General features: G+C 62.4%; 15 protein-coding genes and 1 riboswitch. Of the genes, 6 read left to right on the top strand and 9 right to left on the bottom strand.

The window, feature by feature from the left end; genetic code table 11:
- Positions 1 to 8: 8 nt before the first annotated feature.
- Positions 9 to 755 (top strand): RsiV family protein, encoded by a 747-nt coding sequence (locus F6S08_RS03210; RefSeq protein ID WP_027604921.1) that lies wholly within the window; start codon positions 9 to 11, stop codon positions 753 to 755.
- Here the strand turns inward: F6S08_RS03210 and cytX are convergent.
- Both cytX and thiC read right to left on the bottom strand, forming a co-directional pair.
- Entirely contained in the window at positions 724 to 2,001 is a 1,278-nt protein-coding gene (gene cytX, locus F6S08_RS03205; RefSeq protein ID WP_315871277.1) for a putative hydroxymethylpyrimidine transporter CytX, read from the bottom strand. The genes F6S08_RS03210 and cytX overlap by 32 nt on opposite strands.
- 89 nt (positions 2,002 to 2,090) lie before the next feature.
- On the bottom strand, positions 2,091 to 4,001 hold the full coding sequence (gene thiC, locus F6S08_RS03200) for a phosphomethylpyrimidine synthase ThiC (protein WP_315871276.1): 1,911 nt from the start codon (positions 3,999 to 4,001) through the stop codon (positions 2,091 to 2,093).
- 149 nt (positions 4,002 to 4,150) lie between these two features.
- Positions 4,151 to 4,256, bottom strand: a riboswitch (TPP riboswitch).
- Positions 4,257 to 4,452: 196 nt separating this feature from the next.
- Here thiC and F6S08_RS03195 point away from each other — a divergent pair.
- The gene (locus F6S08_RS03195) at positions 4,453 to 5,892 is read left to right on the top strand and encodes a TolC family outer membrane protein (protein WP_027604924.1); all 1,440 of its coding nucleotides are present in this window, start codon (positions 4,453 to 4,455) and stop codon (positions 5,890 to 5,892) included.
- A gap of 61 nt (positions 5,893 to 5,953) precedes the next feature.
- Here the strand turns inward: F6S08_RS03195 and waaA are convergent, their stop codons facing one another.
- Complete coding sequence (gene waaA / locus F6S08_RS03190; protein ID WP_315871275.1) at positions 5,954 to 7,231, bottom strand: lipid IV(A) 3-deoxy-D-manno-octulosonic acid transferase; 1,278 nt, start codon at positions 7,229 to 7,231, stop codon at positions 5,954 to 5,956.
- 23 nt (positions 7,232 to 7,254) lie between these two features.
- Complete coding sequence (locus F6S08_RS03185; RefSeq protein WP_065925646.1) at positions 7,255 to 8,145, bottom strand: LysR family transcriptional regulator; 891 nt, start codon at positions 8,143 to 8,145, stop codon at positions 7,255 to 7,257.
- A 102-nt stretch (positions 8,146 to 8,247) separates the two neighbouring features.
- Here F6S08_RS03185 and F6S08_RS03180 point away from each other — a divergent pair, with 102 nt between their 5' ends.
- The 4 genes from F6S08_RS03180 to F6S08_RS03165 are packed head-to-tail and all read left to right on the top strand — an operon-like array spanning position 8,248 to position 11,633.
- Positions 8,248 to 8,583 (top strand): DMT family transporter, encoded by a 336-nt coding sequence (locus F6S08_RS03180; RefSeq protein WP_074848568.1) that lies wholly within the window; start codon positions 8,248 to 8,250, stop codon positions 8,581 to 8,583.
- A 55-nt stretch (positions 8,584 to 8,638) separates the two neighbouring features.
- Positions 8,639 to 9,814, top strand: a complete 1,176-nt coding sequence (locus tag F6S08_RS03175; RefSeq protein ID WP_315871274.1) for an NAD(P)/FAD-dependent oxidoreductase — start codon at positions 8,639 to 8,641, stop codon at positions 9,812 to 9,814.
- Positions 9,811 to 10,623 carry an aldo/keto reductase gene (locus F6S08_RS03170; protein WP_065946617.1) on the top strand — a complete coding sequence of 271 codons (813 nt, stop codon included), beginning with the start codon at positions 9,811 to 9,813 and terminating at the stop codon, positions 10,621 to 10,623. The genes F6S08_RS03175 and F6S08_RS03170 overlap by 4 nt, the downstream gene beginning before the upstream one ends.
- Positions 10,624 to 10,664: 41 nt before the next feature.
- Positions 10,665 to 11,633 carry a metal ABC transporter ATPase gene (locus F6S08_RS03165; RefSeq protein WP_065925649.1) on the top strand — a complete coding sequence of 323 codons (969 nt, stop codon included), beginning with the start codon at positions 10,665 to 10,667 and terminating at the stop codon, positions 11,631 to 11,633.
- A 126-nt stretch (positions 11,634 to 11,759) separates the two neighbouring features.
- Here the strand turns inward: F6S08_RS03165 and F6S08_RS03155 are convergent, their stop codons facing one another.
- The 5 genes from F6S08_RS03155 to msbA form a co-directional block, all read right to left on the bottom strand.
- Positions 11,760 to 12,695 carry an NAD-dependent epimerase/dehydratase family protein gene (locus tag F6S08_RS03155; RefSeq protein ID WP_065946618.1) on the bottom strand — a complete coding sequence of 312 codons (936 nt, stop codon included), beginning with the start codon at positions 12,693 to 12,695 and terminating at the stop codon, positions 11,760 to 11,762.
- Positions 12,688 to 14,112: a bifunctional D-glycero-beta-D-manno-heptose-7-phosphate kinase/D-glycero-beta-D-manno-heptose 1-phosphate adenylyltransferase HldE gene (hldE, locus tag F6S08_RS03150; protein ID WP_065925651.1), complete on the bottom strand. Its 1,425-nt coding sequence runs from the start codon at positions 14,110 to 14,112 to the stop codon at positions 12,688 to 12,690. Before hldE ends, F6S08_RS03155 begins: the two co-directional genes overlap by 8 nt.
- A 103-nt stretch (positions 14,113 to 14,215) precedes the next feature.
- Complete coding sequence (gene cysC / locus F6S08_RS03145; protein ID WP_074848563.1) at positions 14,216 to 14,824, bottom strand: adenylyl-sulfate kinase; 609 nt, start codon at positions 14,822 to 14,824, stop codon at positions 14,216 to 14,218.
- Positions 14,817 to 15,521: a sulfotransferase family 2 domain-containing protein gene (locus F6S08_RS03140; RefSeq protein ID WP_065925653.1), complete on the bottom strand. Its 705-nt coding sequence runs from the start codon at positions 15,519 to 15,521 to the stop codon at positions 14,817 to 14,819. The genes cysC and F6S08_RS03140 overlap by 8 nt, the downstream gene beginning before the upstream one ends.
- Positions 15,522 to 15,674: 153 nt before the next feature.
- Positions 15,675 to 17,483, bottom strand: coding sequence for a lipid A export permease/ATP-binding protein MsbA (gene msbA / locus F6S08_RS03135; RefSeq protein ID WP_065925654.1), 1,809 nt, complete (start codon positions 17,481 to 17,483; stop codon positions 15,675 to 15,677).

Here is a 17,483-nt window from a genome sequence, read left to right as displayed (position 1 = left end):
GGACATCCATGTCGCTTTTAAAAATCGCCTCCGTGGCCTGCATCGCCCTGACCCTCGGCGCCTGCCAAAGCCTGTTCCAACCCAGCTATCGCACACCGCTGGAAGCCACCCGCGACGCCAGCGAGCAGAGCAAGCCGGGCTGCGCCGCCAGCGATTGCCCGCTGGTGAATATCGACACCGTGCACTTTGCCAAGGAACCCAAGCTGGATGCCTTGATCGAGCAACGCCTGCTGGAAATGACCCGTACCAACGCGGGCGACCCGCTGCCGTCTAGCCTGGAGTCCTATCGCGAGCAATTCCTCGGCACCGCCGCCCCACGCAACAGCATGTACTTGCAGGCCAAGGTACGGGAGCAGCATGACGGTTTGGTAATCATCGAGCTGTCCAGCTACCTGGACCAGGGCGCCACCCACGGCGAGCCTGGCCGCGCGTTCATCAACTATTCGCGTCAGCAGCAAAAGGCCCTGTGGCTGAGCGATATGCTGCTGCCAGGCAAGGAAGACGCGTTCTGGAAAGCCGCCCAGGTGGCCCACAACAGCTGGCTGATCAGCACCCGCCTGAGCCTGGAACCGGAGTTCGTGAAAACCTACCCGTTCCAGAAAACCCCGAACGTGGCGCTGACCTACGGGGGCGTGATCCTCAAGTACCCCACCAGCACCATCGCGCCGTACGCCCTGGGCCATGTCGAGTTGCAGATCCCCTACTCGCGCCTGGAAGGCATCCTCAAGCCTGAGCTGGTGCCCGCGCGCCGCTGAAGGCCCGTCCCAGGATGAACTGCAACAACCCTGCCAGCACCAGCGCCGGCAGGGTTGCGCCAATGTCCGGGTACAGGTTGGCCAACAGGTGATACGTGCCGATGCCACCCAGCCAGGCCAACAGTGCCGGCCAACGCAGGCTGGCGAACGTGCCATGAGCACGACGGCGCAGGATGAAATGATCCACCAGCACCACGCCGAACAACGGCGCAAACACTGAGCCGATCAGCAACAGGAAGTTCTGGTATTGCGCCAACGGGGCAAAACAGGCGATCAGGGTGCAGATCACACCAATGGCCAGGGCCAGGTGCTCGACCTTCACGCGCAACAGCATCCCACTGGACACCGCCGCCGAGTGAATATCGGCAAAGGCGTTTTCCGACTCGTCCAACAGGATCAGCAACAGCGGAATCCCCAGGCCAGCCCCGGCCAGCGCCAGCAACAGCGCATTCACTTCACCACTGGGCGCAAACGCCAGGGTGTAGGCCACGCCCAGGCTCATCAGCCAGAAATTGCCGATAAAGAAGCCCAGCGCCGTGCCGCCAAACACACTCTTGGCGCGCTTGCCGAAGCGTGAGTAATCGGCAATCAGCGGCAACCACGACAGCGGCATGGCGATGGCGATATCAAAGCCGACTGCAAAGGGCATCGAACCGTCACCGGCCTGGGCCCAGAGTGCGGCGAGATCGGCCTTGGCGAACAGATTCCAGGTCAGCCACAGGCAGGCCGCCAGCAGCAGCCAGATCCCCCATTTGCGCAGGATCTGGCGTACGAACGTCAATGGCCCGCTGACCGCCAGCAAGGTCGCCAAACCACCGAAGAACAGTGTCCACAGCAACGGGCTGGCCAACAGGCTGCCGTCGCTGAACGTGCGTGCGCCCAACAGGCTGGCGGCATCGCGCATCACAATGATCTCGAACGAGCCCCAGCCAATCAGTTGCAACAGGTTCAGCAACGCCGGCAGGCTCGCGCCCTTGGTACCGAGGCTGAGCTTGAGGGCGGCCATGGCGGACAGGCCGGTGTCGCTGCCGATCACACCGACGGCAGCCAGCAACAGCACGCCGACCAGGGTGCCGAGGAAAATCGCCAGCAAGGAGCCAGACAAGCCCAGGCCCGGCGCGAGCAAGGCACCGGTCTGCAGGACCATCAGGCCGATGCCGAGGGAAAACCACAGGGAGAACAGGTCGCGGGCGCCGAAGACACGCTTGTCGGAGGTGACCGCGATGTCAGGGGAATAAGTGTTCAAATCAGAAGTCTCAAGAGAACATGGTTACGAGCCGCAAGCCGCAAGAAAAAGCAGATTCAGCTTTTAACTTGTAGCTTGCCGCTTGCCGCTTAAACTTTCTTGTACAACTGACTGCCTTCCTGCTTGAACCGCTCCGCCTGCTCCGCCAAGCCCTTGGCCACGTCCACATCCACATCCACCGCGTCAATGCGCTGGTTGGCCGCGTACTCGCGCACTTCCTGGGTGATTTTCATCGAGCAGAACTTCGGCCCGCACATGGAGCAGAAGTGCGCGACCTTGGCCGAGTCCTTCGGCAGGGTTTCGTCGTGGTACGAACGCGCGGTGTCCGGGTCCAGGCCGAGGTTGAACTGGTCTTCCCAGCGGAACTCGAAGCGTGCCTTGCTCAAGGCGTTATCGCGGATCTGCGCGCCCGGATGCCCCTTGGCCAAGTCCGCCGCATGGGCGGCGATCTTGTAGGTGATGATCCCGGTCTTCACGTCATCCTTGTTCGGCAGGCCCAGGTGTTCCTTGGGCGTGACGTAGCAGAGCATGGCGCAACCGAACCAGCCGATCATCGCCGCACCGATGCCGGAGGTGATGTGGTCATAGCCCGGCGCGATGTCGGTGGTCAGTGGGCCGAGGGTGTAGAACGGCGCTTCGTCGCAGCATTCGAGCTGCTTGTCCATGTTCTCCTTGATCAACTGCATCGGCACGTGGCCGGGGCCTTCGATCATGGTTTGCACGTCGTGCTTCCAGGCGATCTTGGTCAGCTCGCCAAGGGTTTCCAGTTCGCCGAACTGCGCGGCGTCGTTGGCGTCGGCAATCGAGCCTGGGCGCAGGCCGTCGCCGAGGGAGAAGCTGACGTCATAGGCCTTCATGATTTCGCAGATTTCGTCGAAATGCGTGTAGGTGAAGTTCTCTTTGTGGTGCGCCAGGCACCACTTGGCCATGATCGAACCGCCACGGGACACGATGCCGGTGACGCGCTTGGCGGTCAGCGGCACGTAGCGCAGCAGCACGCCCGCATGGATGGTGAAGTAATCGACGCCCTGCTCGGCCTGTTCGATCAGGGTGTCGCGGAACAGCTCCCAGGTCAGGTCTTCGGCCGCGCCGCCGACTTTTTCCAGGGCCTGGTAGATCGGCACGGTACCGATCGGCACCGGCGAGTTGCGGATGATCCACTCACGGGTTTCGTGGATGTGCTTGCCGGTGGACAGGTCCATCACGGTGTCCGAGCCCCAGCGAATGCCCCAGGTGAGTTTCGCCACTTCTTCTTCGATGGACGAACCCAGGGCGCTGTTGCCGATGTTGCCGTTGATCTTCACCAGGAAGTTACGGCCGATGATCATCGGTTCCAGTTCGGTGTGGTTGATGTTGGCCGGGATGATTGCGCGGCCACGGGCGATTTCTTCACGCACGAATTCAGGGGTGATGATTTTCGGCACGCTGGCGCCGAAGCTGTGGCCGGCGTGTTGCTGGTCGAGCAGGCCACTGGCACGGGCCTCTTCCAGCTTCATGTTTTCGCGGATGGCGACGTATTCCATCTCCGCAGTAATGATGCCTTTGCGCGCGTAGTGCATCTGCGTGACGTTGGCCCCGGCCTTGGCGCGGCGCGGGTTTTTCACGTGGGCGAAACGCAGCGCAGTCAGCTCCGCGTCGCTCAGGCGCTGTTGGCCAAAGTGCGAACTCAAGCCCGACAGGCGCTCGGTGTCGCCACGCGCTTCGATCCACGGCGAGCGCACATCGCCCAGGCCTTTGCGCACATCGATGATCACATTCGGGTCGGTGTACGGGCCGGAGGTGTCGTAGACCACCACGGGCGCATTGATTTCGCCGCCGAAGTCGGTGGGGGTCACGTCCAGGCTGACTTCGCGCATGGGTACGCGAATGTCCGGGCGAGTGCCCTGCACGTAGATTTTTTGCGAGCGGGTAAACGGCTGCACGGAGCCGGAGTCGACCTTGGCCGATTCACTCAAATGCACGGTGTTTTTCAGTTTTGTACTTTTTATTTCTGTGCTCATCACGGGCTCTCCAACTATCCAGGCGGTGGATTTTTTGTCGGAGCGAACCTGTGACGGACGGATGCACTGAAACCAGTGCTGTGCTTGGTGCACGAGGGTTGTTCGAAGGTCGAACAACATCCCGGACGAAGCACAAGAGGACTCGCCGGGGGACGAGAAATCTTGTTCCCTACGCAGGCGTTAACCTGATCAGGTTCAACGGGATCCGGTATTTACCGATCTCAGCCTTCCAACAAGGCACCCCGACAAGAACTCGGCCAGTCTAGACCATGCCGTGGGCAAATTGCCAATAGCGGTGCATTCAGCGTGATGAATGGCGTGATTGCGGGATTGTTGCGCCGAGTCAGCGCCACTACACTCGATTGCCGCCACAATGCTTGACGCCAGGAATGGCCCGTCTTAGCCTTGGGCGTTAAATTATCGCCGTAATATTCACACTAGGGATCGCCTCATGCTGCGCAAACTCTCACTGGCTCTCGCCGTGTCTTGTGCGACCAACGGAATGGTCTGGGCAGCTGAAGCGCCCTTGTCCGCCAAAACTGACCTGGTCAGCGTCTATCAGGAAGCGGTGGATAACAACGCCGACCTCGCTGCCGCCCGCGCCCAATACGGCGCGCAGAAAGAAGTCGTGCCCCAGGCCCGCGCGGGGTTGCTGCCGAACCTGTCGGGCGGTGCCGACATCAATAACGTGCGCACCCAGATCGACACACCCGCCGCCACGGCCAACCGCGACGCCCACTCCTGGCGCGCGACCCTGAGCCAGCCGCTGTTCCGCGCCGATCGCTGGTTCCAACTGCAAGCCGCCGAAGCCACCAACGAACAGGCGGCGCTGCAACTCTCGGCCACCGAACAGAACCTGATCCTGCAAAGCGCCGAGAGCTACTTCGCCGTGCTGCGCGCCCAGGACAACCTGGCCTCGACCAAGGCCGAGGAAAATGCCTTCAAGCGCCAGCTGGATCAATCCAACGAGCGCTTCGACGTGGGCCTGTCGGACAAGACCGATGTGCTGCAATCCCAGGCCAGCTATGACACTGCACGGGCCAACCGGATCCTGGCCCAGCGCCAGGTGGACGATGCCTTTGAAGCGCTGATTACCCTGACCAACCGCCAGTACAACTCGATCCAGGGCATTGTCCACACGCTGCCGGTGTTGCCACCGCTGCCCAACGACGCCAAGGCCTGGGTCGAGACCGCCGGTCGCCAGAACCTGAACCTGCTGGCCAGCAACTACGCCGTCACGGCCGCCGAAGAAACCCTCAAGCAGCGCAAGGCCGGCCACGCGCCGACCCTGGACGCCGTCGCACAGTATGAAAAAGGTGACAACGACGCCCTTGGCTTCAGCAACCCGAATGCCTTCGGCACGCCGTACCGTGGCGATGTGGAGCAGCGCACCATCGGCCTGCGCCTGAACATCCCGATCTACAGCGGCGGCCTGACCAGCTCGCAGGTGCGGGAGTCGTACTCGCGCCTGGGCCAGACCGAGCAGCAACGCGAAGGCCTGCGTCGCCAGGTGGTGGAAAACACGCGCAACCTGCACCGCGCGGTGAACACCGATGTGGAACAGGTCCAGGCACGCCGCCAGTCGATCATCTCCAACCAGAGCGCCGTGGAGGCCACGGAAATCGGTTACCAGGTGGGTACGCGCAATATCGTCGATGTGCTGGACTCACAGCGCCAGCTCTACGCGTCGGTGCGCAACTACAACAACAGCCGCTACGACTACATCCTCGACAACCTGCGCTTGAAACAGGCGGCGGGCACCTTGAACCCAGGGGACCTGCAGGACCTGACGCGCTACCTCAAGGCCGACTACAACCCGGATCGCGACTTCCTGCCGCCGGACCTGGCCAAGGCCGCCGCCGAGCAGCTCAAGGCCCGCCCGGGCTACTGAGCACACCACAAAACCAATGTGGGAGGGTTCTACACCCTCCCACATTGGTAACGGTGTTAAGTCAGTGAGCTATCAGTCTATCCAAACCATCCAGCAAGCGCTTAAGCGCCCCCTGATTAGCCTGCATCACCTTGAGCCCCGCCTGCGCCATGCGGCGTGCATCCTGCGGCAGTTCGAACAGCTGGCGTACGGCCTCGGCCAGCCCTTCTGCGTCCTCCACCTCTCGCAACGCCCCCGCTTCGCGCATCATCGCGGTGATTTCGAGGAAGTTGAACACATGGGGGCCCATGATCACCGGCTTGGCCAGCGCCGCCGGTTCCAGCGGGTTGTGCCCGCCGGTCGCGACCAGGCTGCCGCCGACAAAGGCGCTGTCGGCCAGGGCATAGAGAAACAACAGCTCGCCCATGGTATCGCCGAGCAGTACCGAGGTTTGCGCGGTCACCGGCTCGCCGCTGGAGCGACGCACCGTGGCAAACCCTTGTTGCGCGCACAACTCGAACATCGGGCCGAAGCGCTCCTGATGACGCGGCACCAGGATCAGCAGCGCGTTGGGATAGCTCTCGAGCAGTTGCCGGTGGGCCGCCAGCACCACGTCATCTTCGCCTTCGTGGGTACTGGCAGCGATCCAAACCGGGCGCTCAGCGGCGCCCCATTGCTCGCGCAGGACGGCGGCACGCAGCGGCAGCTCGGGGTCGATGGTCAGGTCGAACTTGATCGAGCCGGTGACTTCGACGGTTTCCGCGCGCGCGCCCAGGCTCAGGAAACGCTGGGCCTCAGTCTCGGTCTGTACCGCGAACAGGCTCATTTCCGATAGCATCGGCGCCGTCAGCCTGGCAAAACGCGCATAGCCCTTGGCCGAACGCGCCGACAGCCGCGCATTGGCCAAGGCCACCGGAATACCGCGCCGGGCGCAGGCGTGGATATGGTTGGGCCACAACTCGGTCTCCATGATCACCGCCAGCCGGGGCTGTACACGATCGAGAAAACGCTTGGCTGCACAGGGCAAATCGTAAGGCAGGTAGCAATGCTGGATGCGCGGCTCGTTGGCGAACAACGCCTGGATGCGCTCGGAACCGGTGGGCGTCATGCAGGTGACGGTGACCGGCAGCTGTGGATAACGCGCCAACAAGCCGCGGATCATCGGCGCCGCGGCAATGCTTTCGCCCACCGACACCGCATGCACCCAGATCCCGCCCGGCTGCATCGCCGGCAAGCCATAGGAAAACCGCTCGCCGACGCGCCGGGCATAGGCCGGCGCCTTGCGTGCACGCAACCAGAGACGTAAGGCCACCAACGGCAGCGCCAGGTAAAACAGACAGCTGTAGAGAGTTCTATTCATGGCGGCGGAGTTTATCGGCTTTTTCAGTCGATCGCCTGCAAGCACTCGGCAAAACGTTTGGCGAGAAAGCGCGCGGCGGGGCCCAGGTGCTCGTCGCGCCGCCAGACCAGCTCCACCACCAGGGCCGGTGGCGTCCATTCGCTGTCCAATTCCACCATCTGCTGCTGATAGGTCGGGTATTGCACGATATGCCGTGGCAGCCACGCCCAGCCCAGGCCGCTCATCAGCCATTCGGCCAGTACGTAGAAACTGTCGGCACGCCACACCAGCGGGCTGGCCGCTTCGCTGCCGGGGTAGACACTGGTCTGGGTCGACATCAACAACTGGCGAAACTGGGCCAGGTGCTGGCACGTCACGTAGGGCTCCTTGGCCAACGGGTGGTTCACGCCGCACACCGTGACCATCTCCACGCTGCCTACCACCCGCCGCTCCAAGGCTTCGGGGATCTGGTCGTGATAGAACAGCAGGCCCAGGTCGGCCTGGCGCTCCACCAACTTGCGCGCCACATCGCCCTGGGCGGCGCTGGACAGTTGTACTTCCAGCAACGGGTATCGCCCCGCCAATGCCTCAAGGCTGTCGAGTACCGGCTGGAACAACATCGCTTCATCCTGGGCCAGGCGCAGGCAGGCTTCTTCACCGCGGGTCAGTGACAGTGCCCGGCCATTGAGGCGCTCACATTGGCGCAGCACTTCGCGGGCCTCCTCCAGCAACACACTGCCGGCTTCGGTGAGGCTGGGCTGGCGGCCGCTGCTACGCTCGAACAGGCTCACGCCAAGGTCGGTCTCCAGCATCGCAATCGCGTTGCTGACTGCCGATTGCGCCTTGCGCTGCCCGCGCGCCACCGCTGAAAACGAACGCTGCTCGGCGACGCTGACAAACAAACGCATCTGTTCCAGGTTCCATTGCATGCTCACCCCACAACCCATCTGAATTTCGGATAGGTAATGACTTTACCCCATCTGATAAAACTCTAGAATGCCGGCCTTATCAGATTGCTTTACACCGAGGACTCACCCATGAACGCCGCCTACTGCTACCTGGCTATTGCCATCTGCTCGGAAGTGATCGCTACCGTTTCCATGAAAGCCATCAAGGGCTGGAGTACTCCCATCCCGCTGTTGCTGGTGATCGTCGGCTACGGCGTGGCGTTCTGGATGCTGACCCTGGTGGTGCGTACCGTGCCCGTCGGCGTGGCCTATGCGGTATGGGCCGGGATGGGCATCGTGATGGTGAGCATTGCCGCGCTGTTTATCTATGGGCAGAAGCTGGACCTCCCGGCAATGTTGGGGATGGGCCTGATTGTGCTGGGCGTGGTGGTCATCCAGTTGTTCTCGAAAACCGCAGGGCACTGACCGCTGCTCAACAGCCTGTATACTGCGCCTCTTGTCTTGAACACTGAGGTCGCCCATGCCATCCGTTATTTCCACCGACGTGCTGATTGTCGGCGCCGGAGTTGCCGGCCTCTGGCTGAACGCGCGCCTGCGCCACCAGGGGTTTTCCACGGTACTGGTGGAAAGCGCCACGTTAGGTGGCGGGCAAAGCGTGAAATCCCAGGGGATTATCCACGGCGGTGCCAAATACGCCCTGCACGGCGCCCTCACCGGCGCCTCCGAAGCGATTGCCGATATGCCGCGCCGCTGGCGTGAAGCCCTGGCCGGTGACGGCGAGCTGGACCTGTCCGGCGTGCGCGTGCTCTCGCAAGCCCATTACCTGTGGTCCCCAGGCACGATCGCCGGCAACCTCACCAGCTTTTTTGCCAGCAAGGCCGTGCGCGGCCGTGTCGATCAGGTCAAGGGCGACGACCTGCCGCCAGCCCTGCAAGACCGTGGCTTCAAGGGCAAGGTCTATCGCCTGGCCGAACTGGTGGTGGACGTACCCAGCGTGATCGAACGCCTGGCGCAACTGGCCGGTGACGGCTTGCTCGCCGGGCAGCATATCGCCCCCCTTTACGAAGGCGACACCTTGGTGGGCTTGAACGTCGATGGCCGCGAAATCCGCGCCCAGCGCATCGTCCTGAGCGCCGGTGGCGGTACCGCCGAACTGCTCGCCGCCCTGGGCCTGAGCCAGCCGGCCATGCAGAAACGCCCGTTGCATATGATCATCGCCAAGGGCCCAGGCCTGAAGCCGCTGTACGCCCACTGCCTGGGCGGCGGTACCAAGCCGCGCATCACTGTCACCACGCACCCGGCTGCCGATGGCAATTGGGTGTGGTACATGGGCGGCGACATTGCCGAGGCCGACGGCGTGGCACGCACACCCGAAGAACAGATCGCCACCGCCCGGAAAGAGTTGGCGCACCTGCTGCCCTGGATCGATATGAGCCAGACCCACTGGGCCACGCTACGGGTCGATCGCGCAGAACCCCTGCAATCGGGCCTGAGCCGGCCTGACAACGCCTTCGTCGCCGAAGAGGGCCGCCTGCTGGTGGGCTGGCCGACCAAGCTGGCGCTGGCGCCGGATTTCGCCGATCGCGTGATCAACAGCCTCGAACGCGACGGCATCCGCCCAAGCGCATCGGAGCCTTTGCCCGACCTGCCAAAACCCGCCATCGGCGTACCAGCCTGGGAGCAACTGTTGCCATGAGCCTGCCGACCCTGCACGACCTGCACCGCCCCTTGGGCAGCACCGGCCTGCTGGTGTCGCCGCTCGGCCTCGGCACCGTCAAGCTGGGCCGCGACCAGGGTGTGAAGTACCCCAGCGGCTTCACCATTCCCGATGACGACGAAGCACGGATGTTGCTGCGCCAGGCCCGCCAGCTGGGCATCAACCTGATCGATACCGCACCCGCCTACGGGCGTAGCGAAGAACGCCTGGGGCCACTGCTGCGCGGCCAGCGCCAGGACTGGGTGATTGTCAGCAAGGTCGGCGAAGAGTTCGAAGAAGGCCTGTCCCGCCATGATTTCAGCGCTGCCCATACACGGATGTCGATCGAACGCAGCTTGAAACGACTTGAAACGGATTTTATCGATCTGGTGCTGGTGCACTCCGATGGCAACGACCTGCACATCCTCAACGACTGTGAGGTGTACCAGACCCTCGCGCAGCTGAAACAAGAGGGCAAGATTCGCGGTTTCGGTTTCTCCGGCAAAACCGTCGAAGGTGGCGTGAAGGCTCTGGAACAAGGTGATTGCGCGATGGTCACCTACAATCTGAACGAACAGGCGGAAAAAGCCGTCATTGAGTATGCGGCGGCCCATGGCAAGGGCATCCTGGTCAAAAAGGCGCTGGCCAGCGGCCACGTCTGCCTGGAACCGGGAATGGATCCAATACACGCCAGTTTCATGCTGTTGTTTGCGCAAACGGGCGTCGCCAGTGCTATTGTCGGGACCATCAATCCGCTGCACCTGGCCCATAACGTGGCGACCGCTGCCAAGGTCATTCGTCAACTCTGATGCCGCCGACGCGGCCGACCCCGTCGCAAGAAGGAGCCGACATGCCGCGAACGCTCATAAGAAAAAACCCCAGCAACTTCAAGACACTGCCCCTGCACGTCGAAGCCACCCCCGAAGGCCTGATCTACCAGGGCGTGGGTATGCCGCTCAACTTCGCCCAGACCCTGCAACGGCGCAAGCCGGTAGAGGTGCCGGATGCCGAACGCTTCGCCCTGGAACTGGCCAACCTCGGCGTATCGGTGCGCCTGACCCTGCACTGGCAAAACAAGGATTACTGGGTGTTGGTGCGCCAGCGTCGCCAGGACCGTGGCGATGTGGTGCTCAAGCTGATCTCCGGCTACGTGCCCGCCCATGAACTGAACCTGCCGCTGCACACCGCCATCCAGGAGATTGCCGAGGAATGCCTGTTGGAGACCCCGGAAGGCTGGCTCGGCGGGCGCTTCAACGACACCTGGTTGCCGGCCCCCTACTCCGCCGCGCTGCATTACCGTGAAGCCTTGCCGTTTCGCTTGAGCCCTTTGTCAGGCGCCGCACGCCCGGTACGTTGCGCAACCACCCAACTGATCGAGCGCCCGCGGGCCTATGTGCATGTGCCGACCGCGTCGCTGCAACTGATTTATGACTTGCGCCTGGAAGTGCCGAAGGAAGCCAAATCCCTGAGCCTGTTCCATGTGGATGAACGGCTTGAAGGCGACCAACTGGTGGCACGCCTGGACCGCCAGCGCCCGGACCTGTACCTGATGCCACTGAAAGACGGCCAACCGCTCGCCGAGCTCTACACCGTCAAGAAAGACCAGCTCTATCCAGCCAGCACCCGCGGTCTATACCTGGCGGAAAGCTTCGCCCAGCAGGAAGGTTGGCTGGTGCGCGACGAGCGCATTCGCTGGAAGGACTGGCTTCGCCAGCAAGGCCTGGCAGAGCCTGAGAAAGAATCGAAATTGAAGCGCCTGACCGGCAAGGCACGCCAGATGCTGCGCAAGATCGTGCCAAATAAAAAAACCAGCCGCTGAGGGCTGGCTTCGATAACTGTAGGAGCGAGCTTGCTCGCGAAAAACTCAAGGGCGCCGCTTTTAATCAGGATACCCGCGTTATCGTTGACGAGCTTCGCGAGCAAGCTCGCTCCTACAGGTGAACAGTCAGCCTCTGAGCAACCGCGCCAGGCCAACCGTCAGCGGGGTCGGCTCAGGTAGCTTGAAGCTGGCCAGCAAACGCTGGTTATTCGCCCGCGAATGCCGAATGTCTCCCGAGCGTGCCGGGCCGTAAGTCACGGCAGGCAACGTACCAATGGCCTCTTCCAGTGCCTGCAGCACCTGCTTGAGGGTAGTCGTGCGGTTCCAGCCGACGTTGATCGCCCCCAACGGCGCGTCCGGGGCTTCGATGGCCTGCACCAGCACGTCCACCAGGTCTTCCACGTACATGAAGTCGCGGGTCTGCTCGCCATCGCCGAACACGGCAATCGGCAGGCCTTGCTGAGCCCGTTCGCTGAAGATGCTGATCACGCCGGAGTACGGCGATGACGGATCCTGGCGCGGGCCGAAGATATTGAAGAAGCGGAAAATCACCGGCTCCAGGCCATGCTGGCGCCGGTAGAAGTCGAAGTAATGCTCGCCGGCCAACTTGTCCGAGGCATAGGGCGTCAACGGCGCCTTGGTGGTCTCTTCGTCAATGGAAGCGCCTTCGCCGTTGTTGCCATACACCGCCGCGCTGGAAGCGAATACCACCCGCTTCACACCGGCTTTGCGCATGGCTTCGCAGACATTCAGGGTACCGACGAAATTGCTCTGGTGCGTGCTGACCGGGTCATCCACCGAAGCCTGCACCGAAGCGACCGCCGCCAGGTGCACCACCGCCGTCGCGCCGACAGCGGCACGCGCCACCAGCCCGGCATCGGCGACATCCCCCTCGAGCAGCTCGACGCGCGGGTTGTCCAGCGGCAGGTTGCTGCGTTTGCCCGTGGACAAGTTATCCAGCACTCGCACTGCGTAGCCCTTGGCAAGCAGCGCGTCGACCAGGTGCGAGCCAATAAAGCCCGCGCCACCGGTGATCAGGACCAACGGATCAGCCTTACTCATTGTTGCGGATCTTCTCGACAATGGCGGTGGTCGAGCTGTTCTCAACCAGGCCCAGCACTTTGACCTTGCCGCCGTAGGCACTGACGATGTCGGCACCGACCACCTGGTCGACGGAGTAGTCGCCGCCCTTGACCAGCACGTCCGGCTTGACCTGGGCCAGCAGGTTTTCCGGGGTGGCTTCAGGGAAGCTGATCACCCAATCCACCGCGCCCAACCCGGCCAATACCGCCATGCGTCGGTCGACGCTGTTGATCGGACGGCCAGGGCCTTTCAGGCGGCTGACCGACGCGTCATCGTTGACCGCGACGATCAGCCGATCACCTTGGGCGCGAGCCTGCTCCAGGTAGGTCACATGGCCGGCGTGCAGGATGTCGAAACAGCCATTGGTGAACACAATGCTTTCGTTGTGGGCACGGGCATCGTCAATCGCCAGCAGCAATTGCTCGATGCTCAGCACACCACGTTCCGAACCTTCGGAGCGCTGGATCGCACGGCGCAGTTCAGGCGCGCTGATCGCGGCCGTCCCCAGCTTGCCGACTACAATGCCCGCCGCCAGGTTGGCCAGGGCCACGGCGTGGGGCAACTCTTCGCCGGCCGCAATGGAGGCCGCCAGGGTGGAAATCACGGTGTCACCGGCACCGGTGACGTCAAACACTTCACGGGCACGCGCCGGCAGGTGCATCGCCGGGTGACCGGGACGCAGCAGGGTCATGCCGTGCTCGCCACGGGTCACCAGCAAGGCGCCGAGGTCAAGGTCGGCCATAAGTGCCGCGCCTTTGCTCACCAGGTCGTGCTCATCGGCGCAACCGCCGACGATGGCTTCGAACTCGCTGAGGTTCGGTGTGATCAGGCTGGCACCTCGATAAATCGAGAAGTCCTTGCCCTTGGGATCGGCCAGTACCGGAATGTTCCGCGCCTTGGCGGCCTGGATCAGTTCCTGGTGGTTCTTCAGGGCGCCTTTGCCGTAGTCGGACAACACCAGCACCTTGATACCTTCGAGCAACGCGTCGACCTGGCCACTGAGAGCCAGGGCGTCGGTGGCGAAGGGTTCTTCGAAATCGATACGCAGCAATTGCTGGTGACGGCTCATCACCCTCAGCTTGACGATGGTCGGCTGATGGGCAATGCGCTGGAACAGCGCGCGCACGCCGGCGCCGCGCAGGCTGTTGGCCAGGCTGTCGGCGGCTTCGTCGTCGCCGGTCACACCGACCAGGGAGGCCGGGGCGCCGAGGGCGGCAATATTGAGGGCAACGTTGGCAGCGCCACCTGGACGGTCTTCGATTTGCTCGACCTTGACTACCGGTACCGGCGCCTCAGGGGAAATCCGTGAGGTACCGCCATGCCAGTAACGGTCGAGCATGACATCGCCGACCACCAAGACAGGGGCTTGATCGAATCGCGGCATGGACAACTTCATGGAGCAACCCACATACAAAATGAACAGGGGCGCGATATTAGCACAGGGTGAGCGCCGCCTAGTTCGAGAGCTTTATCCGCGATGCATCAGGCACTGAAACTGATCACTTTTTAAACAGTGCCGCCAGGATCTGCTCCACGGCTTCGGCCAACTCAACCTCATCGGTATTGATTTCGCAGTCGGCCGCAAGCGGTGCCTCATAGGGGCTGTCCAACCCGGTGAAGGCCTTGATGCGCCCCTCCAGTGCGGCGCGGTACAAGCCCTTGGGATCGCGCCGGGCACATACGTCAAAGGGCGTGCTGACATAAATCTCAAAGAACTGCTCCGGCCCGAACAGCGCCCTGGCGCGCGCCCGATCGACGCTGAACGGCGAGATCGCCGACACAATGACAATCAAGCCGGCGTCCACCATCAGGCGCGCCACTTCGCCGATACGCCGGATATTTTCCTTGCGCGCCGCGTCGCTCATGCCCAGGTCATTGCACAGCCCCGCGCGCAAGTTATCGCCATCAAGCACGAAGGTGTGCCGCCCCTGCTCGTTGAGTTGCACCTCCAGGGCATTGGCCAGGGTCGACTTGCCGGACCCGGACAGCCCCGTCAGCCATACGCAGCAGGGCTGCTGATGCTTGAGCGCCGCCCGTGCGGCCACGGACAGCGATAGGGAAAAGGGACGGATGGCAGCGCCACCGCCGGTCAGCAACTGGCTATTCATAACCCAACACCTCGTAGTCACGTTGATAGGCACGCCTGACCAATCGGCGCGTGCGCGAGGAGCAAAAGTCCCTGACCGCCTCGTGGCGACGCCCCAGTGAAACATTCAGATGTGGCAGGGATGAGTCCACGCCGAGGCGTTCGCACAGGTGCAGGAAGTCTTGCTGCAAAGACTCCTGGCGCCCGAGGAAGTCCATGGCCATCTGACCCATGTGATCGACCAGGAAGTCGGTCTGGGGAGCAAAGTGCAATTGACGTCGCAGGTTATCCGGGTGCAGCCAGCCGGCAATGAAATGGTCGAAGTCGCGGTAGCTGGAAACGAGCGACTGGGCTTGCAGGTCGCGAGCGCCCATAGGGTTGCCGCGCAAGTAGGTATAGGCCGAGTAAGCGCGCTCCAGCGGGTCGCGTACGAAAGCGAATTTGAAGCTGCGCTCGCAGTGTTGGGGAAATTGCTGCTCATACCAGTAATACGGCAGATGCCCCGGCCAGCGCCCCTCGAGAAGTGCCGAGCACACGCTGCTGCCGGCGCATTTGGGCACATGGATAAACACGCACTGGTGTCGTTCGAAAGCCGGGTTAAGCGTTGCTACCCCAGACAGGGATTTGTTCACCGCCTGGCGATCCACCACCGACAAACGCCCCAGCAGAAACACCCTCTGGTGTTTGGGAAGCAGCTTCCACAGTAGACGTTGCAACATTCCAATACCCACGCAAGAAGGTTAGCCCTCTCGTTCGTCATTCGAATCGAGAAGGCCAACATAACAAACGACAAGCGCTGGATTATTTGGCTTTGGTCAAGCCCTGTAACGGGCCTGATACAAACACCGGGGCGCATTGCGCGCCCCGGCTGGTCAGGTGATGTTTGCCGTGGCCGGCTCGTCCAGCCCCATGGCGTGCAGGCGCGAGTAATAGCCGCCCATGGCCAGCAGTTCGAGATGTGTCCCGCGCTCGACAATTTCGCCGTGGTCCATCACCAGAATCAGGTCGGCTTTCTCGATGGTGGACAAACGGTGCGCAATCACCAGGGTGGTGCGACCTTTCATGACCTTGTCCAGTGCAGCCTGGATATGCCGCTCGGACTCGGTATCCAGGGCCGAAGTGGCCTCATCGAGGATCAGCAGCGGGGCATTTTTCAGCAGGGCCCGGGCGATCGCCAGGCGCTGACGTTGACCACCGGAAAGCAGCACGCCATTTTCACCGACTTCGGTGTCCAGGCCTTTTGGCAGCTCGGAGATGAAGTCCATGGCGTAGGCGTCGGCGGCGGCTTTCTCGATGTCGGCACGGGGTGCATCGGCCAGGTCGCCGTAGGCGATGTTGTTGGCCACGGTGTCGTTGAACAAGGTCACATGCTGGGTCACCTGGGCCACGTGACGACGCAGGTTACGCAGGCGGTAGTCTTCGATCTCGACCTCGTCCAGCAGGATTTCCCCGGTTTCATGATGGTAGAAACGCGGGATCAGGCTGGCCAGGGTCGACTTGCCGCTGCCCGAGCGGCCGACCAGGGCGATCATCTGCCCAGGGGCTGCGCTGAAGCTGATGTTCTTGAGCACCTCACGCTCCGTACCCGGGTAGGTGAAACTCAGGTTGCGCACGTCCAGGCGACCGCTGACGCGATCACGCTCCACAGTGCCGCTGTCGACTTCGGGCTCTTCATCCAGTTGTTCGAAGATGCTCTCGGCACCGGCCACGCCTTTCTGGATCGTCGAGCTGACTTCCGACAGCTGGCGAATCGGCTTGGGCAGCAGGCCCGCCGCAGTAATGTAGGCCACCAGGTCACCCGCCGTGGCTTCACCGCGCAACAGCAGCACCAGGAACATCAACGCGGCCATGGCCGTGTAGATCACCAGTTGCAGCATCGGCGTATAGACCGCACCGGTCTTGTTCATGCGCAGCTGCTTGTCGGTATTGCCCTGGCTGGCGGCGGCAAAGCGACGCTCCTCGTAGCTTTCGCCACCGAAGCTGCGCACCACGCGGTAACCCTGGATGGTTTCCGAAGCGACGTGCGTCACATCGCCCATTGCCACCTGGATCTTCTTGCTCTGCTTGCGGAATTTCTTGCTGGTGCTGCCGACCATGATCGCGATCAGCGGCAGGATCGCCAGCATCACGAGGGTCAGCTTCCAGTTCATCCACAGCAGGTAGCCGAACAGGAACACCACCGTCAGGCCTTCGCGGATCACCACCTTGATTGCATCGGTGGCCGCACCGGTGACCATGGTCACGTTGAAGGTGATACGGGAAATCAGGTGCCCGGAGTTGTGGGTATCGAAATAGCGGTTAGGCAACACCAGCAGCTTGTTGAACAACTGGACCCGCAGGTCATGCACCAGCCCCAGGGAAACCTTGGCCAGGTAGTAGTTGCCCAGGAACGACCCCAGCCCCTGCCACGCGGCGATCAGGATGATCAGCAGCGGCACGGCCATCAGCAACTTCAGGTCCTTGAACAACGGGATATTGGGCAGGAACACCACATCGGGGTTGCTCAAGCCATCGACGAAGTACTTGAGAATCCCGGCGAGCATTGGCTGGGTCGAAGCGAAGATCACGAAGCCCACGATACTCAGCAGGAACATGCCGAGGTACGGTTTCACATAGCCCAGCAGCCGGAAATAGATTTTCAGGCTGGATTCCTGGTCCGCTTTGGGCGGTGCGTCACTCAT

Origin of the sequence: Pseudomonas sp. JV449 (genome assembly GCF_032424295.1) — a bacterium.
Classification (GTDB): Bacteria; Pseudomonadota; Gammaproteobacteria; order Pseudomonadales; family Pseudomonadaceae; genus Aquipseudomonas; species Aquipseudomonas marginalis.
The sequence above is the reverse complement of the archived record's forward strand: the minus strand, read 5'-3'. Positions and strand labels throughout refer to the sequence as shown.